Source organism: Hyphomicrobium sp. NDB2Meth4 (genome assembly GCF_900117445.1).
GTDB lineage: Bacteria > Pseudomonadota > Alphaproteobacteria > Rhizobiales > Hyphomicrobiaceae > Hyphomicrobium_A.
The window spans coordinates 826,796-850,404 of sequence record NZ_FPEJ01000001.1 but is presented as its reverse complement, the minus strand read 5'-3'; the positions used below and the strand labels follow the sequence as shown (position 1 = coordinate 850,404).

The 23,609-nt window shown below is 63.1% G+C and carries 18 protein-coding genes and 1 pseudogene; 8 read left to right on the top strand and 11 right to left on the bottom strand.

What is annotated here, in order from left to right; all coding sequences use genetic code 11:
* Positions 1 to 5 precede the first annotated feature (5 nt).
* Both NDB2M4_RS04085 and NDB2M4_RS04080 read left to right on the top strand, forming a co-directional pair.
* The gene (locus NDB2M4_RS04085) at positions 6 to 1,121 is read left to right on the top strand and encodes a saccharopine dehydrogenase family protein (RefSeq protein ID WP_072370446.1); all 1,116 of its coding nucleotides are present in this window, start codon (positions 6 to 8) and stop codon (positions 1,119 to 1,121) included.
* Positions 1,122 to 1,177: 56 nt separating this feature from the next.
* Positions 1,178 to 1,711: a VOC family protein gene (locus tag NDB2M4_RS04080; protein WP_072370444.1), complete on the top strand. Its 534-nt coding sequence runs from the start codon at positions 1,178 to 1,180 to the stop codon at positions 1,709 to 1,711.
* 33 nt (positions 1,712 to 1,744) lie between these two features.
* Here the strand turns inward: NDB2M4_RS04080 and NDB2M4_RS04075 are convergent, their stop codons facing one another.
* The 6 genes and pseudogenes from NDB2M4_RS04075 to secA all read right to left on the bottom strand — a co-directional run bounded on the left by NDB2M4_RS04075 (position 1,745) and on the right by secA (position 12,728).
* Positions 1,745 to 2,485: a capsular polysaccharide synthesis protein gene (locus tag NDB2M4_RS04075; RefSeq protein WP_171988014.1), complete on the bottom strand. Its 741-nt coding sequence runs from the start codon at positions 2,483 to 2,485 to the stop codon at positions 1,745 to 1,747.
* A gap of 332 nt (positions 2,486 to 2,817) precedes the next feature.
* Positions 2,818 to 3,376: pseudogene (locus NDB2M4_RS04070) on the bottom strand (invasion associated locus B family protein).
* A gap of 126 nt (positions 3,377 to 3,502) precedes the next feature.
* The gene (locus NDB2M4_RS04065) at positions 3,503 to 8,227 is read right to left on the bottom strand and encodes an autotransporter outer membrane beta-barrel domain-containing protein (RefSeq protein WP_072370438.1); all 4,725 of its coding nucleotides are present in this window, start codon (positions 8,225 to 8,227) and stop codon (positions 3,503 to 3,505) included.
* A gap of 107 nt (positions 8,228 to 8,334) precedes the next feature.
* Positions 8,335 to 8,640 (bottom strand): hypothetical protein, encoded by a 306-nt coding sequence (locus NDB2M4_RS04060; RefSeq protein WP_072370435.1) that lies wholly within the window; start codon positions 8,638 to 8,640, stop codon positions 8,335 to 8,337.
* Positions 8,641 to 9,357: 717 nt separating this feature from the next.
* A complete protein-coding gene (locus tag NDB2M4_RS04055; RefSeq protein ID WP_072370432.1) occupies positions 9,358 to 9,552 on the bottom strand; it encodes a hypothetical protein in 195 nt (64 codons plus the stop codon).
* 245 nt (positions 9,553 to 9,797) lie between these two features.
* On the bottom strand, positions 9,798 to 12,728 hold the full coding sequence (secA, locus tag NDB2M4_RS04050; RefSeq protein WP_072370429.1) for a preprotein translocase subunit SecA: 2,931 nt from the start codon (positions 12,726 to 12,728) through the stop codon (positions 9,798 to 9,800).
* 418 nt (positions 12,729 to 13,146) lie between these two features.
* On the opposite strand from secA, the gene NDB2M4_RS04045 reads away from it, so the two are divergent.
* The 4 genes from NDB2M4_RS04045 (at position 13,147) to NDB2M4_RS04030 (ending at position 17,274) form a co-directional block, all read left to right on the top strand.
* Positions 13,147 to 14,115, top strand: coding sequence for a peptidylprolyl isomerase (locus NDB2M4_RS04045; RefSeq protein ID WP_072370426.1), 969 nt, complete (start codon positions 13,147 to 13,149; stop codon positions 14,113 to 14,115).
* 147 nt (positions 14,116 to 14,262) lie between these two features.
* Positions 14,263 to 15,297: a MerR family transcriptional regulator gene (locus tag NDB2M4_RS04040; protein ID WP_210186504.1), complete on the top strand. Its 1,035-nt coding sequence runs from the start codon at positions 14,263 to 14,265 to the stop codon at positions 15,295 to 15,297.
* A gap of 57 nt (positions 15,298 to 15,354) precedes the next feature.
* Positions 15,355 to 16,602 carry a bifunctional glutamate N-acetyltransferase/amino-acid acetyltransferase ArgJ gene (argJ, locus tag NDB2M4_RS04035; protein WP_072370420.1) on the top strand — a complete coding sequence of 416 codons (1,248 nt, stop codon included), beginning with the start codon at positions 15,355 to 15,357 and terminating at the stop codon, positions 16,600 to 16,602.
* Positions 16,603 to 16,617: 15 nt separating this feature from the next.
* The gene (locus NDB2M4_RS04030; RefSeq protein ID WP_072370417.1) at positions 16,618 to 17,274 is read left to right on the top strand and encodes a thiopurine S-methyltransferase; all 657 of its coding nucleotides are present in this window, start codon (positions 16,618 to 16,620) and stop codon (positions 17,272 to 17,274) included.
* A 98-nt stretch (positions 17,275 to 17,372) separates the two neighbouring features.
* Here the strand turns inward: NDB2M4_RS04030 and NDB2M4_RS04025 are convergent, their stop codons facing one another.
* Positions 17,373 to 17,567, bottom strand: coding sequence for a hypothetical protein (locus NDB2M4_RS04025; RefSeq protein ID WP_072370414.1), 195 nt, complete (start codon positions 17,565 to 17,567; stop codon positions 17,373 to 17,375).
* Between the two features lie 400 nt (positions 17,568 to 17,967).
* Between NDB2M4_RS04025 and NDB2M4_RS04020 the strand changes: the two genes are divergently transcribed.
* Positions 17,968 to 19,032 (top strand): D-alanyl-D-alanine carboxypeptidase family protein, encoded by a 1,065-nt coding sequence (locus NDB2M4_RS04020; RefSeq protein ID WP_171988013.1) that lies wholly within the window; start codon positions 17,968 to 17,970, stop codon positions 19,030 to 19,032.
* Positions 19,033 to 19,053: 21 nt separating this feature from the next.
* Here NDB2M4_RS04020 and gshB read toward each other — a convergent pair whose 3' ends face one another.
* From gshB to rsmI, 3 genes are all read right to left on the bottom strand, one after another.
* Positions 19,054 to 19,995 carry a glutathione synthase gene (gene gshB, locus NDB2M4_RS04015; protein WP_072370408.1) on the bottom strand — a complete coding sequence of 314 codons (942 nt, stop codon included), beginning with the start codon at positions 19,993 to 19,995 and terminating at the stop codon, positions 19,054 to 19,056.
* A gap of 87 nt (positions 19,996 to 20,082) precedes the next feature.
* Positions 20,083 to 20,466, bottom strand: coding sequence for a YraN family protein (locus NDB2M4_RS04010; protein ID WP_072370405.1), 384 nt, complete (start codon positions 20,464 to 20,466; stop codon positions 20,083 to 20,085).
* Complete coding sequence (gene rsmI / locus NDB2M4_RS04005; RefSeq protein ID WP_072370402.1) at positions 20,463 to 21,398, bottom strand: 16S rRNA (cytidine(1402)-2'-O)-methyltransferase; 936 nt, start codon at positions 21,396 to 21,398, stop codon at positions 20,463 to 20,465. The genes NDB2M4_RS04010 and rsmI overlap by 4 nt, the downstream gene beginning before the upstream one ends.
* A 177-nt stretch (positions 21,399 to 21,575) precedes the next feature.
* Between rsmI and NDB2M4_RS04000 the strand changes: the two genes are divergently transcribed.
* On the top strand, positions 21,576 to 22,838 hold the full coding sequence (locus tag NDB2M4_RS04000) for a penicillin-binding protein activator (RefSeq protein ID WP_072370399.1): 1,263 nt from the start codon (positions 21,576 to 21,578) through the stop codon (positions 22,836 to 22,838).
* 153 nt (positions 22,839 to 22,991) lie between these two features.
* On the opposite strand, the gene NDB2M4_RS03995 is transcribed toward NDB2M4_RS04000, so the two are convergent.
* Positions 22,992 to 23,378 carry a hypothetical protein gene (locus tag NDB2M4_RS03995; protein ID WP_139247077.1) on the bottom strand — a complete coding sequence of 129 codons (387 nt, stop codon included), beginning with the start codon at positions 23,376 to 23,378 and terminating at the stop codon, positions 22,992 to 22,994.
* Between the last annotated feature and the right edge of the window lie 231 nt (positions 23,379 to 23,609).

Below are 23,609 nucleotides of genomic sequence, written 5' to 3'. Positions count from 1 at the left end.
ACAGCATGGGCCGCATCGTCGTCCTGGGTGGCTATGGGGCTTTCGGCGCGCACGCGGCCGAGCGATTGGCCCGCGATCCCGCGACAGAAATCGTCGTCGCCGGGCGATCGCTCGCAAAGGCGCGCGCGCAGGTGGCGAAGCTCATCGCAGGAGGCGCACGCGCGTCCCTTGAGCCGGCAGAGCTCGATGCAATGCGCGCGACTGGTGAGCGGCTACGCGCACTTGGTGCCGAAATCGTCATCAATGCATCCGGGCCGTTCCAAACTCAGGACTACAGCCTAGCGCGTGCGGCGATCGCCGCTGGCTGCCACTACATCGACCTTGCCGATGCGCGCGCGTTTGTTTGCGGTATCAGCGTCCTCGACGATGAGGCCCGCGCCGCAGGCGTCCGTGTCATCAGCGGGGCGAGTTCAGTGCCCGGTCTGTCGTCGGCAGTTGTGCGGTACATTGGTGACGGACTGGCGCTGGACGAAGTGCACATCGGCATATCACCGGGGAATAGCTTCGATCCCGGTGTGGCAACGGTCGCCTCCATCGTGAGCGCGGTGGGCAAACCCTTCACCCGGCGTGTCGATGGACGGGTGAGCATCGCGCATGGCTGGCAGGGCTTGCACCGGCATCGCTTTCCCGAAATCGGCGTGCGTTGGATGGGCGATGTCGATGTGCCCGACCTCGAGCTGATACCCGCGCATTACCCGCAGCTCTCGACCGTGCGTTTCACCGCAGGGCTTGAAGTCGGCCTGTTTCACTTGGGGCTGTGGTGTCTGTCGTGGCTCGGCCGGGCCGGCGTGCTGGGCTCGGGGGACGTGCTGGCGAAGCCGTTGCTTGCCGCGAAACGCAGTCTTTCTTTTCTTGGCTCCGACAGCGGCGGCATGTTCGTACGCGTCGCTGGCCGGGACAGCGAGGGCAAACGGCGCGAGCGCGTCTGGAATCTCATCGCGCGCGGGGGGCACGGGCCGTACGTGCCGGCCATCGCGTCTGTCGTGCTGGCAAAGAAGCTCCTGGCGGGCAGCGGTCCACCCGCTGGGGCGATGCCGTGCTTTCAGCTGTTCAACCCCGCCGACTTCGAAGCCGAGGTGCGCGACCTCGACATCAGATGCTTCGTCTGTAGGGAGGGATGAAATTCGGACGGGGAGGGCCAACATATGGCGGTAGCCAGGAATTCTTTGAGGACAGCATGACCGCTGATGCGACCGCCCCGATCAAGCCGCTCGAGCCGGAGCTGACGCCGCGTCCCGTCGATGCCGGTGTTCGCATCGGGCACGTCCATCTCAAGGTCGCCGACCTCGACAGGTCGTTGGCGTTCTATTGCGGCGTTCTCGGCTTCGAGTTGACGCAGCGCTATGGCAGGCAAGCCGCGTTCGTCTCCGCGGGCGGCTATCATCATCACATCGGTCTCAATACGTGGGAGAGCAAAGGCGGCTCGGCTCCCCCGTCGGGAACGACGGGGCTCTACCATGTCGCCCTTCTCTACCCGACGCGGGCCGCGCTCGGGGATGCGCTGCGGCGGCTGATCGAAGCCGGGATTACGCTCCACGGTGCCAGCGACCATGGGGTCAGTCAGGCTCTTTACCTTAATGACCCAGACGGGAACGGGATCGAGCTTTACTGGGACCGGGATCCGAAGGATTGGCCGCGCCTAGCCGACGGACATTTATCCATGGACACGCGGCCACTCGATCTTGACGCGCTGCTGCAGGCGGCGGAGTAACCCTCAATTCGTCGTGGCGCCGAGACCGAGACACTAAGAATGGTGCTGTCGTCCGAGCTCCTGCGCTCTTTGCAGAAGAACACTGTAACGCGAGTCCTGATCGAACCCCCCGTGCCTGATCTTATGCGTCAGTTTCAGAAGTGGGGTCCTACTGCCATCCAGAAAAGGAGCGTCTTCAGGGCTGAGCGGAGCGGGGAGTTTCTGCTTATAGGGCGTCATGTAGTGGGGGAGATCCGCTGAAATCTTAGGAGTAGCGTCCCAAATCTCCTTCACACCGGCATGGAGGCGATAGATATCGGCGAAAAGGTAGTGAAACCAGAAGTAGTGATGGCGACGAAAACGCCATCTCCAATACGATTGGCTCGCTTCGTACCAGCGCAAAACGATTTCATTGGATGCTTCTGCGGCCAGAAACCAGCTCGCAATCATTCGGTCGGGTCCGGGCGTGTCGAAGGCAAAGAACCCCTGGGAAGCAGCATCGGGGAGCCATTCATCCAGCGGCTTCAGGCAATAGACGGTCGCATCCACCCATACGCCGCCGAACTTCCGCAAAAGCGCAATTCTCAGCAGATCGCTTCTAGCGGCCGCAGGAACATATCGCAGAGAGATCGAAATCCGCTCCGAGCGGCCGAGGAATGAATCTATGGAACGCGCGTCGATGCACTGGATTCGCCAGTCAGGATTGTGATGTGCCCATGTCGTCAAGCACGCTCGCACGATTGGCGGTGCATTTTCCCAACCTTGCAGCCAGAGCATCCATATCGTCTTTTCCATCCAGCACCGTCCAACAAATAAAAGGATGTGGCTGAGACCGCCGCCCCAAACCTGCGCCGCCAGGCGCAATGCCCCAAGTCCCATAGCCCTGCGCATAGCCAGGGGCAAGGTTCGCCCCTCGATTGGACTAACGGATGTCCGCGATCACAACCGAGGCAGTCACGCGCGGATCACACGGAATCGGGCGCAGTAGAAGGAAACCGAACAAAAAACCTCACCGCGATGGCGCGGTGAGGTTGATCTGGTTCGACGCCGAGTGATCGGGGTCAACGAGTTTCGGAAGCCGTTGCGGCCGCCTAGTCCCCAATCATGCCGCTCTCGCGCGCACTGCATTAAGTTCCGTCTTTCAGCAGCTTGTCGAGAGCCCGCGCAACACCCTTTGCCGAGAACTTGATCACGACGGGTGTCGCCTGAAGGCTCTGCAATGTCATCGACATCTCTGACGACTTGCGAAGCTGCCCGATCATCGAGTTCGACGATGCCGAGGCACCCGTTCGGGAGACACGTCCTGACCGGCACAGCGACACCTGGCTGGCCGTCCAGCGAGAGCTTGATGCCCTCGTTCACCGCGAACCCCAGCGGCGTTTGCAGATTGGCGACCAACTTCCCTGCTTTGTCCTTGCCTATCGAAAGCGCACCGATGAGCTGGCGTGTCTTCGTGTTGCTGAGGCTTTGCGAGATCGCGCAGCTCTTCTGACCGTCCGCCGTTTGTGCACACGCCAGCACCCAATCGTCGAACGCCTCCTTCCACTCCTTCTGAGCGGCTGACTTCGCCGCCACGGGAGCTTTGGGAGCCGTCGTCGTCGGCTTGGACGGGTCGCTCTTGGTCTGTGCATAGGCACACGGCGAAAGAGCCAAGCCAAGAAACACGAGCGCAGCAATCCGCTTCATAGGGCACACTCACAAATCCAGCACAGAGAAATTCGGCGCGCCTGGGAAAGGCGGCCAGTGGCAGACGATGGAAAACAAAATAGGGGGAGAGACCAGCGGCCTCTCCCCCATGACTGCCTGGGGCCGTTACCAGTTGACCCGGAGCCCGGCACTGCCGGCGTAGCCGCGGAGATTGTCTTCGCCGAACTGGGCATTGCCCTTGACGAAGCCGCTGACGCCATCAGCACCGAGGCTGAAGACATTGAGACCGCCGGTGACCTCGCCGAACGTGCCGCCGGCATCGTCCGCGGCGGTGAGATCATAACCACCGCTCGACAGGGTCGCCTTGTTGTCGGCTTCGAACTCGTGCCAGGCGCTCGCTCCGATGAAGGGCTCGACCTTGTGGCCGCCGCTCACGAACGAGGTGCCGACGCGAAGGCCAAGCCGGCCGCGCAGACTGTTGCCATCCTCGAAGTTGACCGTCGTGCCGTAGATGGTGGCGTTGTCGAGGTCAGCTTCGACGTAGGACAGGGTTGCGCCGGGCTCGATGAAGCCGCCCGCGTAGTTCATGCGGTAGCCCGTATCGATCACGCCGCCGACGGACAGAACGTCCTGCTTATCATGCGTCGACAGTCCGGTGTTGGTGTAGTTCGCGTACTCGTACTTGCCGATGTTGGCCATCACCTTGCCGTCGATGAACAGGCCGCCCTCGATCCATGTCGCGTAGGCGCCGACGAGGCCGGTGCGATAATCGACGTCGGTGGTGGATCCGTCGAAGTCGAGGCTCGATGCGACGTAGCCGCCCATCGCGCCGATCATCCATGCGCCGTTGGCCGTCTCGTGCCCGAAGTCGTAGCCGCCGACGATGCCGTAGCCATCCTGGTTCGACTTGACCTCGAAGTTGCTGGTCTTGCCCAGAATGGTCCAGCTGTAGTTCTGCTCACGCTCGGTGGTGTTGCCGAGAACCTTGGCCCAGGCCCCTGGCGTCACGCTCCTGGAGCACACGGGCGTGCTGTCCTTGATGCTGCCCATCATGGCGCACTTCTCGGTGGCGGCGGAGCGCAGATCGGCGGTGCGATCCAGCCATACGCCGGCTGAGTTGTGCCACATGTTCTGTGCGGCGGTGATGAGGTGCGGCAGCTCGAAGAAGGTCTGGTCGGGCGTCGAAGCCAACAGCCAGTCGAACGAGCTCACCTGCACGCGGTAGAGGTCGTAGGTGAAGAGGCCTTTGTCGATCGGGCCACCTTCCAGATAGAAGGCATCGGGATCGCTGTTGCCCTCGATGTGCGCGACGAGGATGCCGGTCGGGTTGTAGGCGCCCGGCCCCGCATTCGTGTCGTTCACCTGCAGCGCCGTGACGCCGGTCGTGTCGCCGTTGACGATCAGCAGGTCGGAGGCAGAAGTCGTCGCCGCGGCGAGGAAGGTATCGATGGCGTAGCGGCTGTAGCCCGACCCATTGAACGAGTTGCCGGTCGTGTTGGGCACACCGATCTGCACCACGTCGCCGATGTCGTTGCCGTAGTCGACGAACCCGAGATCCACCGGCGTGACGAACCCGTAGCCCGAGGTGCCGTTCTGCATGCTCAGCACGCCGCCGTTATTGTTGAAGGCGAGGTTCTGGCCGATGAAGTTGCCACCCAGGAATTGCGTGAAGCCGGTGACATTGAAGATGCCGGAGTTGTTCACGCTATTGTCGTTGCCCAGCATCCCGTAGACGTTGAGGCCCGTCGAGTTGAACTCACCCGCGTTATTGATCGCATTCGTCGGGCCGATCATCGCGAACACCGTGAACGGACCGGCATTGATCGTGCCCGTCGAAGTGTTGTTGACCTCGTTGCCCGTCGCGCTGACGTAGAGGTTGAGACCCGACGTATTCCAGGTCGTGCTGCTGGTGTTGTTCACCGTGTTGGCGCCAACCGCCGCCAGCTGCATGTTGCCGGTGATCGTGCCGTCGTTCTGCACGGTGTTGGATCCGCCGGCGAGGCTCTGGATCACGCTGGCGTAGGTCGAGCCGCCATCCGACTGAATAGTGCCCGTATTGTTGATGTTGACGTCGCCGTCGGTCGCCACGCGGATGGTCGGATCGAACAGCGTGCCGTCACCCTGCACCAGACCGGCGTTGGTGATGGTCACGTTGTTGTCGCCCAGCAGCGAGAAGCCGGTGACCTGCACCGCCGTGCCGTTGTTGGCGAGCACGCTGCTCCCCGCGCCGACGTTGACGGCGATGTCGTTGTTGGCGAATGGCGTCGAGATATCGATGCCGTTGCCGTTGGTGGCCGTCAGCGTCTTCCCGTCTGCAAGGCTGACCGAGATGTTGTTTTCGTCGGTCGTGTTCACACCGCTGAGGGTGCGGAAGATGGTGACGCCATCGTCAGCCGCCGTAGCATCCGCGCCGAGCGTGACGTTGATCTGGCCGCTACCGCCGAGCTTGGTGATGTCCACCGCGTCGTCGCCGGCATTCAGCGTTCCATCCTCGTTCGAGGTGACCGAAATGTTGCCGTTGTTGATGAAGTTGGTGACGTTGATCGCGTCATCACCCGTCGCCGTGCCGGTGTATCCGCCCACCGCGCCCTTGACGTTCACGGTCGTGTCGCCAGGTCCGATGTTGGTGGCGAGGATGCCGAGGTAATCGGACTGGATCGAGCCACCCGGGTTGACGTTCACGAACACGCTGCCGCCGCCGATGTTGCCGGCGTAAGCGCCGACCGCCCAAGCCTGCACGGTGTTGTTGACGTCGCTGGTGGCAGTGCCGTTGCCGATGGTGAAGCTCGACACGCCGATCAGCGGCGGATCGATCTTGCCGTTGGCAGTCGCCGTGGCGTCGCCGCCGATCGAGAAGGCCGCGATACCATATAGGCCGTTGTCTGCGGTCACCTCACCGTTGTTCGTCGCCTTGGCGTCACCGCCAATAGCCGTCGAGATGATGCCGCTGCCGTTGTGGGCAATGATGGCACCTGACTCTACAGTCGAGTCCCCGCCAACTGCGGTCGAGATGATGCCATCTGTCAACGACTCGACCGTACCTCCTGCGCCGCCGGTCACGCTCGAATGGCCGCCCAGCGCCAGCGAGAACACGCCGATACCACCGTCGTTCTTCACGTTCTCGCCGCCGAGGTTGACAGCCGAGTCACCACTGCCCGAGCCAAGGTCCACTGCTGAGCTGAACACACCGAACGCGCCGTTGGCCTGAACAGCTCCGTGCATGTCGATGACCGAACCACCGTTGATCGCCAGGCCGAACACACCCGTGCTGTTGTCAGACGTTACCGTGCCGGTGTCCAAATCGACGTTGCCGTTGACGGACAGGCCGGTGACAGCCGTCCCATCTGACTTCACCGTGCTGCCCGCGCCGCTGACGATTGCGTTGCCCTTATTGGCCGCTGCGATGACGCCGAGACCACCCGCACTCGTATTGGTCGTGGTGGTGCTGGCGAGATCGATGTCGGCGTTGCCGTTTCCAGCGAACGCACCGACGCCGAGGTAGCCGGCCGTCTTCACGTCGCCGTGCGCGTCGATGTCTACACCGGCATTGGTGCTGAGGCCGACGACGCCGCTTCCTTTGGCATCGACTGTTCCGTAGTCGATTGTCACTGCGCCTTGACCGAGACCCGCGATGCCGACGTTGAGCGGACCGGCAACCGTTTGCGTAACCATGCTGCCCGTTGCGTCGATAACGACCTCACCAGTACCGAGGTTGAGACCCAACAGGCCGATGTTGTCGGCGGTGACGTCAAAGCCACCCGTGTTCAGTGTCGCATCCATGTTGCCGCCGAGCACGACCGCCATGGAGCCGATCAGCGGCGGATCGATGGCGCCGCCCAGAGTGACGCTCGCCGCGCCGGAGTTCGAAATCGCAGCCACGCCGACCGTTCCGCCTGGCGCGACGGAGGTCAGTCCATGGGTCGTGACAGTTGCGTTGCCGCTACCGAGGGCGACGCCAATCACGCCTCCGCTGAGGTTTAGTGATGTCGTAGGCACCGCGATGCCGCCACTGCCGGCGTGCGTCTCGCCGGAGTCTACGGTCACATTGCCGGTGCCCACAGCGACGATGCCTGGGCCCGTTTCCGATTTGACATAGGACGAACTATTGCCGTCGACCTTAATGTCACCGCTAAGGCCTGCGGCCAGGATGCCAAACCCACCGTTGGTGATGACAGACCCGCTCTTGTTGTCGACGGTTATGCCATTGCTGCCGGTATCGAGCACAGTTGCGCTGATGCCGCCGGTTGTGCCGTAGACTTTACCGTCGTTGACGATGTTGATAGTGCCCGCGCCCGCTGGGCTGACCAATGGAATTGGAACGCCGGTGTTCGCGATGATGCCGATGCCGCCTACAGGCGTGGCCTGCGTGCCAACGGTGCCATGGTTCGTGATGCCAATGTCCGCGCCCGATCCGTCAGTGACAGCGAATATGCCATGTGACCCGGCGCTAATGGACCCCGTGGTGTCATTTAGGATGGTTGCCGTGCCGGCCGTGGCGGTAACGATGCCGCTTCCATCGCGGGAAAATATTGCGCCCTTATTGTCGACTCCGGCGGTTCCAAGCATGCCGATGGTAACGGCATCGTCGATAGAATTGATCTGACCAGTTGCAGCGTTATTGACGGCGCCATTTCCGGCGCCGCTCAGCAAAACACCCCTGTCGCCGAGCAGACCGGCCGATTTCTCTCCGATAATGTTGTTGTTGTTTACAGTGAGCGTGCCTCCGCCCAGGCCCGTGCTTAGATTTATCGCGGTTCCGCCGGCATAAATTTTGCCGTCATTTGTGAGCGTGACGGTTGTACTTCCGAGGCCATTAAAATCCAGGACGTCGCCGAGAATAAAGATGCCGTCATCTGCGGCCCAAACCTGCCCGGAAGACGAGACGTCCATGGTAACAGTGCCGCCCCTCGTCAGAGCGTCCGAAATCGCTGTTCCGTTCGTGCTTTTAATCGGCCCTTCGATTGTCCAACTCTGGGTGGCGTTGTCATTCGTGTGGACTATTCCGACCAGGTTTCGTCGCCAGTGATCGAACTGTTCGCGTCTGGCATCGAGAACGACAGGTTCGTACCGAAAACAGCGGCGCCAACGCTGGTGTTGAAGAAATTATTGTCGGAGACCATCGCATTGGGTGCGATTGTGATGTTGATGCCGGCGCTGTCAGTGCTTGTAACGTTCTCACCATCGGTATCTGAGCCGGTGCAGTTAAACGTATCAGGCGATGGGGAGCCACTGACGTCAGCGGAGCAAGCAGCCATCGCCCTCGGCATCGCCATCAGCAGGACGGCAGCGGCCGCGCTGCACATGAGCGCGGCTCTGAGGCTTCGTCCGATATGTCGGATGGGTGGTGCCGGTGGATGGCCCGCTTGCTCGAAGCCGCGACCGGCAATAGCGCGAGACGCAATTCCACTCGCTACAGGAACGCAACGCATACAAACCCCCAACATGAACTCAACGCAACTGACGCCCGTTTCTTTTGGGCACTAAACTGACTTCGATTCCGACCTTCGGGCGCGCGGCCCTCGATCGGTGCCCCTCTCGGGGGGCCAAATCCTCGACGCCGCAGAAAATGAAACTGGCGTCCTTCTCCCCTCGAGATGCGGTTGCCGTCGCCGGCTGAAATCCGCACCGCTCCCGACCCGCCGCAGAAATAATTGGCGCGGATGGGTTGCAACTCAGAATAAGTACAACTCGCTCATCCGGAGCAAGATGCTTCGTTGACTGAACATTAGATGGACGCAGCTAGTGGCGCCGCAGTCACTAGCGAAGAAATGCCCATTTTATAAGGGTTTTTTCGATGTTTGCGCCGCACGCGTGCGGCTCGATCTATCCGAAGAAATAGGTTTCGCGAGCTGGCGAATTTCAGCCCGCCTGGGCTGGGACCCGCCTCCTCACGCCGCCAGCGGAATTGGCAGCGGTCACAGCGCCGAACGGACCTGTCAAACGCGCGGCATCCGCGGCAGCGGACCGCTGGCCGCGGGCTTGACGGTCCCGGCGGAGACAGGTGGCGTGCGCGCGAGGCGCTACTTGTGGCGCGTCATGCGACGGGCTGCGGTCAGTTCCAGGATCGAGCAAAGGCCGACGAGCGCGACGACCAGCATCACCGCGATGGTGCCGCGGAACACGTTGAAGTGCGTTGCATCCTCAGCGACGAACAAGCTGGCGATAGCTGCAGAGACGACGAGGATCGGACCGAGAAGCCAAGCAATTGCCGACATGAAACCCTCCTAAAAGGAGAGAGGTCGCCCGTAGCGTCAACGAATTGAGAGCGGCCTCTCAATGTCTCAGCACAGAATCTTATGACTTCGAGCACCGGCCGGTTTGTTCCAGATCATGTCGCGACGACGTTATCGTTGCGGCAGATGCAGGGCAGCGATGCGCTTTCGCGACCGGAGCCGAAAACAAAAAACCTCACCGCGATGGCGCGGTGAGGTTGATCTGGTTCGACGCTGAGTGATCGGGCTCAGTCTGTCTTGCCGTGGCAGTGCTTGTACTTCTTGCCAGAGCCGCACGGGCAGGGCGCATTGCGGGCGACGCGACCCCACGTGGCGGGATCGGACGGATCGACCGACGTCGTCGTCTTGCGCGTCTGCAGCGGCGGACGGCGGTCGGGAGCCGCGGGTACCGGGCCGCGGGCCTCGGCGGCGATCGCAGCGTCAGCCAGAGCAAGCTCATCCAGGCCAGACAGCGGATCGATGTGGTGAGCGTGCATCTCGGGAAGCTCGGCCATCTGCAGCTCTCCCTGCGCCTCGGGCGAAGCGAGCTCGATGTGCATCAACTGACCGGTGGTAGCCTCGCGCAGGTTGCCGAGCATCGCCTCGAACAGGACGAACGCCTCGCTCTTGTACTCGTTGAGCGGATCGCGCTGGCCGTAAGCGCGGAAGCCGATCACCTGACGCAGATGCTCGAGCGTGACGAGGTGCTCGCGCCAGAGGTGATCGAGGGTCTGCAACAGGACCATCTTCTCGATCTGGCGGAAGTTGGCCTCGCCGATTTCCCTTTCCTTCTGCGCCGCCTTCTCGTCGACGGCTTCGAGGATGCGCTCGGCGATCTCCTTGTCGGCGATGCCTTCTTCTGCGGCCCAGTCCTCGATCGGCAGGTCGACGCCGAAGATGCCGTTGATCGCCTCGTGCAGCGCCTTGACGTTCCACTGCTCGGCGTAGGCCATCTCGGGGATGTTCTGGCGCACGAGCTCATCAACGAGCTGGTGGCGCATATCCTTCACGGTCTCGGAGACGTCTTCCTCGCCCATGATGTCGATGCGCTGCTCGAAGATGACCTTGCGCTGGTCATTCATCACGTCATCGTACTTGAGGATCTGCTTGCGGATGTCGAAGTTGCGCGCTTCGACCTTCTTCTGTGCCATCTCCAGGGACTTGTTCATCCATGGGTGAGTGATGGCCTCGCCCTCCTGCAGGCCGAGCGTCTTCAAGACGCTGTCCATGCGGTTGGAGCCGAAGATGCGCATGAGGTCATCTTCGAGCGAGAGATAGAACTTGGAGCGGCCCGGATCGCCCTGACGGCCGGAGCGGCCGCGGAGCTGGTTGTCGATGCGACGGCTCTCGTGGCGCTCCGTGGCGAGCACGTAAAGACCGCCGGCTTCGAGCGCCTTCTTCTTCTGGGCCGCAACCTGGGCCTGGATCTGCTTGCGCTTATCCTCGATATCGGTCTCGGCTGGCTCGCGCCCGGCCTCTTTCTCGGCGGCGAGCCACTCCTTGAGGCTCGCCTCGACGTTGCCGCCGAGCTGAATGTCGGTGCCGCGGCCGGCCATGTTGGTGGCGATCGTCACCGCGCCGGGGACGCCGGCCTGGGCGACGATACCGGCTTCCTGCTCGTGGTAGCGCGCGTTCAGCACCTTATGGGGAATGGGATCGCCGTTGCCCTTGGCGGACCCCAGCTCAACGAGGTAGGCCCCCATTTCGGTAAGGTAGTCCTTGAGCTCCTGCTCCTTGGGCGACTTGAGCTTGTCGGCAAGGGCGAGCGCGTTGCGGCCGAGCTGCTGGATGTACTTTCGATCTTTCAGGAGCTCGGAGAGCTGCTCGGACTTCTCGATCGAGACGGTGCCGACGAGAATCGGCTGGCCGCGGCGGCTGCAGTCGGCAATCGTCTGCACGATGGCCGCGTATTTTTCCTGCGCCGTGCGATAGATCTCGTCGTCCTCGTCGACGCGGCTCACCGGGAGGTTGGTCGGGATCTCGACGACCTCGAGGCCGTAGATATCGAGGAACTCGTTCGCCTCAGTCGAGGCGGTGCCGGTCATGCCGCCGAGCTTCTTGTAAAGACGGAAGTAGTTCTGGAAGGTGATCGAGGCGAGCGTCTGGTTCTCCGGCTGGATCTCGACATTTTCTTTGGCTTCCAGCGCCTGATGCAGGCCTTCCGAATACCGGCGGCCGGGCATCATTCGGCCGGTGAATTCGTCGATGATAACGACCTGGCCGCCTTTGACGATGTAGTCGCGGTCGCGCTGGAAGAGCTTGTGGGCCTTCAGCGCCGAATTGATGTGATGGACGAGCGAGACGTTCTCGATGTCGTAGAGCGAGCCCTTCATCAAGCCGCGCTCGGCGAGCTGCGCCTCGACGCGCTCGTTGCCGACCTCCGTGAGTGAAACCTGGCGCTGCTTCTCGTCGAGCTCGAAGTCCTCGGCGCCCAGAGTGGGAATTACGCTGTCCACGGCCTGATAGAGGTCGGCGCGGTCTTCGAGAGGCCCCGAGATGATCAGCGGGGTGCGGGCTTCGTCGATGAGAATGGAGTCGACCTCGTCAACAATGGCGAACCAATGGTCACGCTGGACCATCTCGCCCTTGTCCATCTTCATGTTGTCGCGCAGGTAGTCGAAGCCCAGCTCATTGTTGGTGGCGTAGGTGACGTCGCAGGCGTAGGCGACCTTGCGCTCATCGTCATCGAGGCCATGCACGATGTTGCCGACGGTAAGGCCGAGGAAGCGGTACACCTGCCCCATCCACTCGGCGTCGCGCTGTGCGAGGTAGTCGTTGACGGTGACGACGTGCACGCCCTTGCCAGCGAGTGCGTTGAGATAAACGGGCAGCGTGGCGACGAGCGTTTTGCCTTCGCCCGTCTTCATCTCGGCGATCTTGCCCTCGTGCAGCACCATGCCGCCGACGAGCTGTACATCGAAGTGACGCTGACCGAGCGTGCGCTTGGCAGCTTCGCGGACGGTGGCGAAGGCAGGGACGAGAAGATCGTCGACGCTGGCGCCTTCGGCGATCTGACGGCGGAAGTCCACGGTGCGCTGCCGCAACTCGTCGTCGCTCAGCTGCGCGATCTCGTCCTCGAGCGCGTTGATGGCATCGACGCGAGACTGATAGCCTTTGACGCGGCGCTCGTTAGAAGAGCCAAAGATCTTTGCCGCAAATCCGCCGATCGTCGAAAGCATTCGAAGTTTTCCCCAAATGTCCGGGCTGTTGCCGGGAGGTATAGGCACTGTGTGCCGAGATATTGTCCCGCTCGCTTGATACGCCGTGACGACAGCCGGGCAGTACGGGTACCCACACGTGCCGCAGGCGGCCTTTTTTGCATTCAAGGCGCCTTGGGCGCACGAAGTCGGCCGCGCCGGAGAGATAAGGAGAGCACCATAGGCTTGTCAACGCATTGGAAACGCTTCCGCAGCGTAGAAAAACAGCGGAAATTCCTTCGCCAAGTGTCCAATTCTTAACTTGGCAGGACTGACAGGCCCCACTATCCATGGCCCCGCAGCCGGCCGGGCCCTGCCGATTTACAAGGTGCACGAACGCGCAATAAACCGCGGGTATTGGTATTTTGCCGTCCGGCCCGCCCAACAATCAGAGATCGCCATGTATCCAGCCATTCCGAAAAAGCGCGCCCTTGCGGGCTTCGCCATCCTCGCCGCAACTGTCCTTTCGGTGCCTGCGCCGAGCGCATTTGCCGACGATGCAAGCGACAAGGTCGTTGTCACAGTTGACGGCAAACCGATCACGGAAGGCGAGATGAAGCTCGCAGAGGGCGAAGTGGGCCAGGATCTCGCCCAGCTGCCGCCGGAAGTGAAACGCCGCGCCCTGGCCGAGTACCTGATCGACAACCGCTTGTTCGCCAATGCAGCGGAAGCCGCCAAACTGGGCGAGACGCCCGAATTCAAGAAGTACATGGACTATCTGCACGAGCGTGCACTGCGCGAGCAGTACTTCGAGAAGTCGCTCAAGGAGAGCGTGACCGAAGAGGAAGCCAAGAAGATCTACAATGCGCGTCTTGCGCAGATGAAGCCGGAGCCGGAGTTTGCCGCGCGCCACATCCTCGTTGCCAGCGAGGAGAAGGCGAAGGAGCTGCGCGCAAAGATCGTCGCCGGCGAGGATTTCGCGAAGGTTGCCAAAGAGAACTCGATCGACCCGGCTTCGAAATCCGAAGGCGGATTCCTCGGCTATTTCGGCATCGGACAGATGGTGCCGGAGTTCGAGAACGTCGTCACCCGGATGCAGAAGGGCGAGCTGTCGGAGCCGGTGAAGAGCGCCTACGGCTGGCACATCATCAAGCTCGAGGATCGCCGCACGAAGGCGCCGCCGAGCTTCGATCAGGTCAAAGAGACAATCATGAACTCGCTGGCTGTGCGCAAGGCACAGGAAGCCTCTGCAGAAATGCGCGGCAAGGCGAAGATCGAGTACGTCGATGCCGACCTCAAGAAGCTGGTCGAGGAACAGAAGAAAAAGCAGGCTGAAGCCATGGAAGCGGCCAAGAAGGCAGTCGAGCAGGGGGGCGCCGCGGCGCCTGGTGCTGCTCCTGGCGCGGCTGCACCAGCGGCAAAGCCCTGATCGCCAGTCTTCCAGGTGGAGTTGCAGCGGGCCGCTCGATAAGGGCGGCCCGCTTGCTTTTTGACCGCCGCAAATGTTGGAAATGGACTTGACCCGTCCCCTGGGGGCGCCTCGATAACGGCCACGGGTCCGGCGAGGAGGCTAACCGTGAGCGGCGAAGCGATGTATCTGAGACCATCCGAAGCGGCTCAGCGGGTTGGTGCTTCCGCGAAAGCGCTGCGCCTTTACGAGCAGCGCGGACTGGTGAAGCCAGTGCGGACCGCCGCGGGATGGCGCGCTTACGGGCCGCAAGAGATCGAACGCGCGGCCGAGGTCGTCGCCTTGCGCGCGATGGGTCTGAGCCTTGCCAGCATCGGCCGGGCGCTCAATGGCGAGGCCGGTGAACTCGAACGCGCGCTGGCGGCACATCAGGCCGCCCTGGAGCGGCAGTCAGCGCAGGTCGCAGCGGCGACAGCTCAGGTGCGCCGGTTGCGGGCTGATCTGGCTCAAGGGAGGGTGGCTGGCGTTGGCGACATATGCCGCGTGGTTCAGCCGAAAAGCGAGGTGAAAGCGGCTTTCGCGTTGCCGTGGCCGTGGGGCGGCGAATGGTTCGAACTGCGGGATGTGCGAGCCATCAACTACATTGTCGGCCCGCTCGGGAGTGGCAAGACGCGGTTTGCGCGCTGTATTGCCGACACGCTGCCGAGGGCGAGGTTCATCGGTCTGGAGCGCGCGACAGATGGCGGCGCCGCGGCGCGTCGGCGGATCGAGGACGATCCGCGGCTGAAAGCGCGCGTTGATGAAGCTTTGGCGTGGCTTATCGAAGATGGCGCTTCGCAGTCCGGGGCGCTGCTTACGTTGCTCGCCGACCTGGAAGCGAGCGATGCGAGCGCGCTAGTCGTCGACATGGTGGAGCAGGGCCTCGACCAGGCGACGCAAGAGGCGCTGATTGCGCATCTGCGCCGGCGTAGCGGGGTTGACCCCGTGCTGTTCCTGATGACGCGCTCGTCCGCCGTGCTCGACCTGGCGGCCGTTAGCGCGGACGAGGGGATCATCCTTTGTCCCGCCAACCACAGACCGCCAACGCGCGTCGCACCGCATTCGGGATCGCCGGGCTACGAGGCCGTTGCCACGTGCCTTGCGCCGCCCGACGTTCGGGCCAGGACGGAAGGTGTCATCGCGTGGCGACCCGAAGTAGCGTAAAGCTGCGCCGCGCGCTTAGTGTTCAGAGAAAACGTTCAGAAACGTCCGGAGCCGACGATGGGCAAACCCGCCCCGATTTCACCATTCGCCCCCCATTCCCTGCCGACCGTACCCGAGGTGCCCGGCGTGCGCTTTGCGACCGCGGAGGCAGGCATCCGCTACAAGGGGCGGACGGACCTGCTGCTCGGCGTGCTGTCGCCTGGGACGCAGGTGGCAGGTGTGCTTACGCGCTCGAAGACGCGATCAGCGCCGGTGGACTGGTGCGCGCTCGGACTGCGCGAGGGCGTGGCGCGGGCGCTGGTCGTCAACTCGGGCAACGCGAATGCGTTCACGGGCAAGAAGGGCCTCGAAACGGTCGTGATCACCGCTGATGCCGCAGCGGCCGCGGTCGGCTGCACACCAGGCGAAGTCTTCATCGCATCAACCGGCGTGATCGGTGAGCCGCTGGAAGCGGAGAAGTTCACGCACCTGCTCGGCAAGCTCGCAGCGGCGGCCGAGCCCGATACATGGCAAGCGGCCGCGCGCGCGGTGATGACGACAGACACGTTCCCGAAGCTGGCGACGCGCACCGCAAAGATCGGCACGCACGAAGTGGTGATCAACGGCTTCTGCAAGGGCGCCGGCATGATCCAGCCAGACATGGCGACGATGCTGTGCTTCGTCTTCACGGACGCCCCAATCGATGCCGCTGCGTTGCAGCCGCTGGTGGCGGACAACGCCGACCGCACATTCAATTGCGTCACCATCGACGGCGATACGTCGACGAGCGATACGCTGCTGGTGTTCGCGACGGGCGAAGCGGAAAAGCGCGGCTGTCCGCGCATCAGTGAAGCCACCGATCCGCGCATTGCCGATTTTGCCGCGGCGCTACACAGCCTTCTGGAAGAACTGGCCATCCTCGTCGCCAAGGACGGCGAGGGCATCACCAAGTTCGTCACCGTGGAGGTGGAGGGAGCGGAAGACGATCGCGCGGCGCGGCGCATCGGCCTTGCGATTGCCAATTCGCCGCTGGTGAAGACGGCGATCGCCGGCGAGGACGCCAACTGGGGCCGCGTGGTGATGGCTGTCGGCAAATCCGGCGAGGCCGCCGATCGCGATAAGCTGTCTATCCGCTTCGGCGACATTCTCGTCGCGCGTGAGGGCGAGCGGGCGCCGAGCTACAGCGAAGAGGAAGTGGCGCTCTATATGAAGCGGCCAGAGATTACCTTGCGTGTCGATCTCGGCATCGGTCCGGGGCGCGCGACGGTTTGGACCTGCGACCTGACGCACGGTTACATCGACATCAACGCCGACTATCGCAGCTGACGGAGGGCGCCCGGCATGGATCCTCAATTTTGGCGCGAGCGCTGGAACAACCAAGAGATCGGGTTTCATCAGAGCGACTACGAGCCCGCGCTGAACAAATATTGGTCTCGCCTGGAGGTGACGCCTGGGGCGAAGGTGTTCGTGCCGCTATGCGGCAAGAGCCTCGACATGGTCTGGCTGGCCGAGCATGGGTTTCAGGTTGTAGGCGCCGAGCTGAGCGAGCGGGCGGTGGATGACTTCTTCGCCGAGCGCGGAGTGGAGCCGCAGGTGCGCCGTGAAGGCAGCTTCGTGGTCAAATCTTCGGGCGCGTATGAGATCTGGTGTGGCGACTTCTTCGAGTTGCCGATGGCGGCTGTCGAGGATGTTGCCGGCATCTATGATCGCGCTGCGCTGATCGCGCTGCCTGCCGAGATGCAGCGGCGGTACGCCGGCAAGATGCTCGAACTTTTCAAGGGCAAAGTGCCGATGCTGCTGATCACGCTCGATTACGATCAGAGCCGGATGTCAGGGCCGCCGTTTGCAACGCCGCGGCAGACCGTCGTCGATCTTTACTCGGATGGCTACGATCTCGTCGATCTGATCTCGAAGGACGTCCTGGAAGGCAATCCGCGTTTCAAGGAGCGCGGCCTCACAGCGCTGACTGGAGCCGCATTCCTGTTGCAGCCGAAGTGATCTGGTGCCGCTCAGCAGAAGCTATAACGACTTCGCCCGCCCGGATCGAACAATCGATGCGAGCGGGCGAGGATCGAACGCGGTGACCGCGAGCGATATCAGTGGTGGCGGTGGTAACGGTGCGCCGGACGGCAAACCTTGACCCACTTCGTCCGCTTCTTGCCCCACTTGAAAACGGTCGTTTTGACCATGTGGCAGCGGTATCCGTCACGGGGCGCTGCATCCGCGGGGGTCGGAGCAGCAGCAAGGGCAAGCGGGGCGGCCAGCAAAGCCATCAAAGCAAAATACTTCATCGATCATCTCCTGAACTTCTTTTCGGTCGCGCATTGGGCTTAAGTGCCGCTTCACTGTGCGCGAACATTGAGAAGAACGGGCCGCGTGCACTACGTCCGTCGCGGTTGATGAAGATTTCTTCTACCTGAACGGCCATTCAGCAACGACCCAGTCAGCGGCGATCATGCCGGCATTGGGCCCTACGATCACCGGCATGGCTGTCGTGATGCCGGCACGAAATGCGGCAAGAGTTGGGGGTGGGCCCCACCGCGATAGCGCCGTATCCGGCCTGGGAACCACACAAAATCGCCCAGGAAAGGTATCGAACAAGCCCGATCGGTTAGCGGGCTGACAATTCGGTTTTTGCCGCACATACTTGCGCGGGCGAGAATCACCGATCAATCGGAGGCGTCGGGCACCTTGACGAAAGGTCTGAGCATTGCGCTGGCGGCGCTGGCGGCATGGACAACCTCAGTCCAGCCCGGACTAGCCGACTCGGCCCTGGTGTTCGACCTCGACGAAGGGCACGTGCTCTACGCCGAGGATCTGGACGCGCCGTGGTATCCGGCCTCGCTCACCAAGATGATGACAGCCTACATCGCACTGGAGGCGATCCGCGATCATCGCGCGACGCGAGAGACGAAGATTTTCATGTCGCCGGCGGGGTTCAAGCAACCTCCTACCAGGCTGGGGCTCAAAGTCGGCAAGGACATCACGCTCGACCAGGCATTGCGCGCGCTGATCATGCGGTCGGCCAACGATGTGGCCGTGGCGATGGCAGAGACGCTCGCTGGCGATGAGGCTTCGTTCGTCAAGCAGATGAACCAGACCGCCGCGCGCCTCGGCATGATGCACACGCATTTCATCAATCCGCACGGATTGCCGGCCGAGCAGCAAGTGACGACGGCGCGCGACATGGGGATTTTGGCGCGGGCACTGTTGCGCGACTTCCCCGAGGAAGCACCGCTCTACGCCATGACACAGACGCAGATCGGCAACGTCACCGTCGGAACGCATAACTCGATGCTGACCGCCTTCGAGGGCGGAGACGGCATCAAGACCGGATACACGTGCGCCTCGGGTTACAATCTGGCAGCTAGCGCTACGCGTGACGGGCGCAAGCTGATCGCCATCGTGCTCGGCGAGCGCAGCAATGCTGCACGTACTGCGCGGGCCTCGGCCTTGCTGGAGCGCGGCTTCAAGACATTCGAGTGGAAGACATCGTTTCCGATCGCGCGGATCGAAAATTATCCCAGCGAAGTGATCGGTGCCGGTTTCGAGCCGGATGCGACGCTGCTGGAGCGCTTCCGCGCGTGCGCTGCTCCTCCGCCCCCGCCGCCGCAAACCGCCGATGCCAGCAAGGCACCAAACAAGCCCGGCGCCGCTTCCTCGGAAGTGAAGAAGGTTTCGGCGCAACCGGCCACGGCGGCGAAGAAGACGACGCACGTGAAGAAGAAAAAGAAAAAGCGCCAACCGCTGGATTAGTGCGGTCCACACGCTCGCGGTTCAGCCACGCTTTGCTTCGATGGCGTTCCAGATGAGGGCGGCGATATCCGCGCCTCCGAACTGCTTCACCTGACGAATGCCAGTCGGCGAAGTGACGTTGATCTCGGTGAGGTAGGGGCCGATCACGTCGATGCCCGTGAAGAGCAAGCCGCGCTTCTTCAACTCGGGGCCGAGCCGGGCGCAGATCTCTTCCTCGCGCTCGGTGAGTTCAGTGGGGACGGCGGTGCCGCCGACGTGAAGGTTGGAGCGCGTCTCGCCGGTCGCGGGGACGCGGTTGATGGCGCCGGCGAATTTGCCGTCGACGAGGATGATGCGCTTGTCGCCGAACTGAACCTCCGGGCGATACTGCTGCACCATGAAGGGCTCGCGGAAGACGGTCTGGAACAACTCGACCAGCGAGGCCGTGTTGGTGTCTTCCTTGGTGAGGCGGAAGATGGCGGCGCCGCCGTTGCCGTAGAGCGGCTTCAAGATGACGTCGCCCATCTCGCGGCGGAAAGCCTGCACGTCGTCGATCGAGCGCGTGACGATGGTTGGCGGCATCAGGTCGAGGAAATCGAGAACGAAGATTTTCTCCGGCGCGTTGCGCACGCTGGCCGGATCGTTGACGACGAGCGTTTTGGGGTGGATGCGCTCCAGCAGATGCGTCGTCGTGATGTAGGCCATGTCGAACGGGGGATCCTGGCGCAGCAGCACCACATCCTGATCGGCGAGATTTTCAATGCGCGGATGCGACAGCTTGTAGTGGGCGCCGACCTTGTCCTCGACCTTGAGCGTCTGGCCGCGTGCGAGCAGCTTGTCGCCGTGCAGCGAGAGATCGGGCGGGGTGTAATAGAACAGCTCGTGGCCGCGCTTTTGCGCTTCGAGGAGAATGGCGAAGGTGGAATCGCCGCGGATATCGATCCGCTCGATCGGGTCCATCTGGCAGGCGACGCGCAGGGTCATCGGGGGAGCTCGCTCGAATGCAACCGGGGCGGAGTTGGTAACCCGGCAGCGGCGCGCACGCAAAGCGGCATTGGCCCGCTGCAGAGATCAGAAGCCGTTCTCGATGTGACGCGGCCAGCGGCGCGGCAGCAGCAGCATGAGGTCGAAGCCCTGCTCGTGGGCCTGGTAGCGGGGGCGGTGGGCAAGCCAGTAATCGGCCGCATTGCGGATGCGGTTGGCCTGGCGGTCGCTGACGGCCGCTTCACCCGCCTCCCGGGTCAGGCGGCGCTTGACCTCGACGAAGGCGAGGCGCTGGCCCCTCACGGCGATGATGTCGATCTCGCCGGCCCTGGTCTTCACATTGCGGCCGAGGATGCGATAGCCCTTGGTGAGCAGAGCTATTGCCGCCAAAAGCTCGGCAAGTCGTCCGCTGCGCAGGCGGGCACGGCGGACGTTCTCGTCGATCCGGCCGGGCCGGAGACCCGACGTCACGGCGCGTCCTTGCGCAGCTTGAGGCCGAGGTCATAGACGCGGCTCTTGGGGACGCCGAGCGCGTCGGCAATGGTCTTGGCGGCGTCGCGCAGGCTCATGGTGGCGAGCGCGTCGGCGAGACGGGCGGCGATGGTCTCGTCATTGACGTCAACCTGTTGCGGCGGCCCAACGAGTATGACCGCCTCGCCCTTGATGGTTGCATCAACCAGTTCGGCCGCCAGCTTATCGAGCGGGCCGCGGCGCACCTCCTCGTGGAGCTTGGTCAACTCGCGGGCGAGGGCGGCAGGGCGGGGACCCAAGACCGTGGCGAGGTCAGCGATGGCCTCGGCAACGCGCGTCGGGGCCTCAAAGAAGACCAGGGTGGCGGGCACGGCGGCGAGTTCGGCGATGCGGGTGCGGCGGCTGATGGTCTTCGGCGGCAGGAAGCCAGCGAACATGAACGCGTCCGTTGGCAGGCCGCCGACTGCGAGTGCCGTCAAAGTTGCGGACGCGCCGGGCAGGGCCTCGACATGGTGGCCAGCATCAAGCGCCTCGCGCACGAGCTTCCAACCCGGATCGGAAATGAGCGGCGTTCCGGCGTCGGAGATGATGGCAATGCGGCGACCAGCGGCAAGCTCCGCCAGGACGCGGGGGCGCTCCCTGGCGGCGTTATGCTCATGATAGGGTCGCGTCGGCACGTCGATGGCGAAGTGGGCGAGCAGCGTGCGGCTATGGCGCGTGTCCTCGCAAAGGATGATCTCCGCGCGAGCCAAAGTGGCGATGGCGCGCAAAGTCATATCGCCGAGATTGCCGATAGGCGTTGCGATCACGTAGAGGCCCGGCGCTAGGCTGCCCGCGAGTTGCTTGCGCATCTCCCCGGCGATGCGCCCGAGGATCGCGCTTTCGTCCCTGGGGGGCTTGTTGGCGTCACTGGCGGCCTCTCCAGCGGTCATGTCAGGTCACTTTCGCAATTGCGGCGTTGAATGTTCACGATAGTGGCTGAGAGGCACTTTTCCTCGGCGAATCGAAGAGATAACCAGAAGGATAGTCGAGTCGTCACGCTGTTCCGCAGCCACCGCCATTGTGACCGCCGCCGACCGACCGGGCAACGCCAGGGGGACCCCGAATAAATGCGAAAGGGCTTGAAGCAGGCCGAGGTCAGCAGGCGCGAGTGCGCGGCAGGCTTGGCAATGTTCGGCCTTTTTCTGGCTGGCTGCTCGACAAGCGGCATGGGACCGGCAGCGCCCAGCGCGGCATTGGCACCCGCTCCGGGTCAACAGGGCGCCATCAGGGCGCCGGTGAAGATCGCACTGCTGCTGCCAATGGGCGGCATGGGCGAGACCGCCTCGGTTGCGAAAAGTCTCAAGCAGGGCGCCGAAATGGCGCTGTTCGAGGTCAACGATCCGAACGTGCAACTCGTCACCAAGGACGACGGTGGCACCGAGGCGCGTGCCCGGGCGGCCGCCGAAGAAGCCATCAAGGATGGGGCTGAGATCATCATCGGGCCACTGCTTTCGCAGTCGGTAAGCGGGGCCGCCGGCGCCGCACGCCAGGCCAACGTGCCGATCCTCGCCTTTTCCAACAATACGCAGGTGGCGGGTAACGGGGTTTACCTCGTCAACTTCCTCGCCGAGCAAGAAACCGATCGCATCGTTTCGTTTGCGGCCTCGCGCGGCAAACGGCGGTTCGCGGCGCTTATCCAGAGCGACGCCTACGGCGACCTGATCGAAGCAGCGTTCCGCAACGCCGTGCGCCGCAGCGGGGGCATCGTTGCCGTCGTCGAGCGCTACCCGCTCGCCGCCAACAGCATGCTGGCGCCCGCCAAGCGGGTGATGGAGGCGATCAAGGCGGGCGAGACCGAGATGGCGCCAATCGATGCGCTGTTCGTGCCGGGCGGGCCCGAGACGCTGCCGCAGATCGGCCCAGTGATCGCTTATGCCGGCATCGACACCAAGAAGGTTAAGTTGCTGGGCAATAGCGCATGGGACTTCCCGACGGTCGGACGCGATGCGGCCTTTGTCGACGGCTGGTATCCGAGCCCTGATCCCGTCGCGTGGCGCGCGTTCTCGGAGCGCTTCGCCAAGACATTCGGCAGCGCGCCGCCGCGCATTGCGTCGGTTTCCTATGACGCGATCAGCTTCGCCATCAGCCTCGCGTCCAATCCGCCGGGCACCCGGTTCACGCAGGCGAACCTGACGCGGGCGAACGGCTTCTCGGGCGTCGACGGCATCATCCGGTTCGGCGCAAACGGCCTAAGCGAGCGCGGGCTCGCGGTGCTGCAGGTCGAGAAGTTCGGCTCCGCGGTGATCGATCAGGCTCCCGCCAGCTTCGAGGCGACGCGCCTGTCGGCCGCGGACCAGATGTCCACCGGTTCGGTTCCCGCACCGAACTAAAGCCCCAACGGTTCCAGGCCTCGCGCCTTCGCGCTCCCATGGTGTGCGGACAGCGCCAATATGCGGCGGATGCTCACGCGCTGGCTTGCGCGGATCCCTGCCTGCGCCAGAATAACGACGACGGCAGGATCCGCATTCTTCCGAGGACGGCGATCAGGCGGCGGCCAGAGCCTTACGGCGACGCTCTGGCGCGGTGCGCTCGGCCTCGGCGAGTACGGCGCGCAGGCCTGAAACATCGGCGGGCAAGCCCATAACAGGGCGCAGGTCGTGCAGAAGCTGCGTCAGCGCATAGTCAGCCGAATCCAATTGGCGCGCGGCCGACTTGTGCAGGCTCTTGACGCGCTGGAAGCTCTCGAGTGCTGCGGTGATTACACCGACAGCACGGCGCCAGTGATCCTCGACGCTGACGCGGACTGGCTCGACCAGACGGACGGCCTCGCGCTGCGTACGCCCGGAAATCTCATGCAGTGCCGTTGCCGTCGAGAAGCTCGACAGCGCAAGGGCAGCAAAATTCTTATAGGCGGCGAGGCGGCGGAGCATGGTTCGGCGGAGCTTTTTTGCGTGCTTCTTTGTCAGCGTTGCATGAGCTACCGCGAGGCGGTGAAGCTCAGTCGAGCTCCGCGAGGCGAACGCGACTGCGCGAAGCCTGACCACGCTCAGCTTATTCGCGTTATTTGACAATAGCTTCGTCCAGTTTGTTTCCATGACGTTGCCTCAAAGAAACGGATGCCGCTGCACTTCAAGGCGTAATCCTTTCAGACAAGCGTTAGC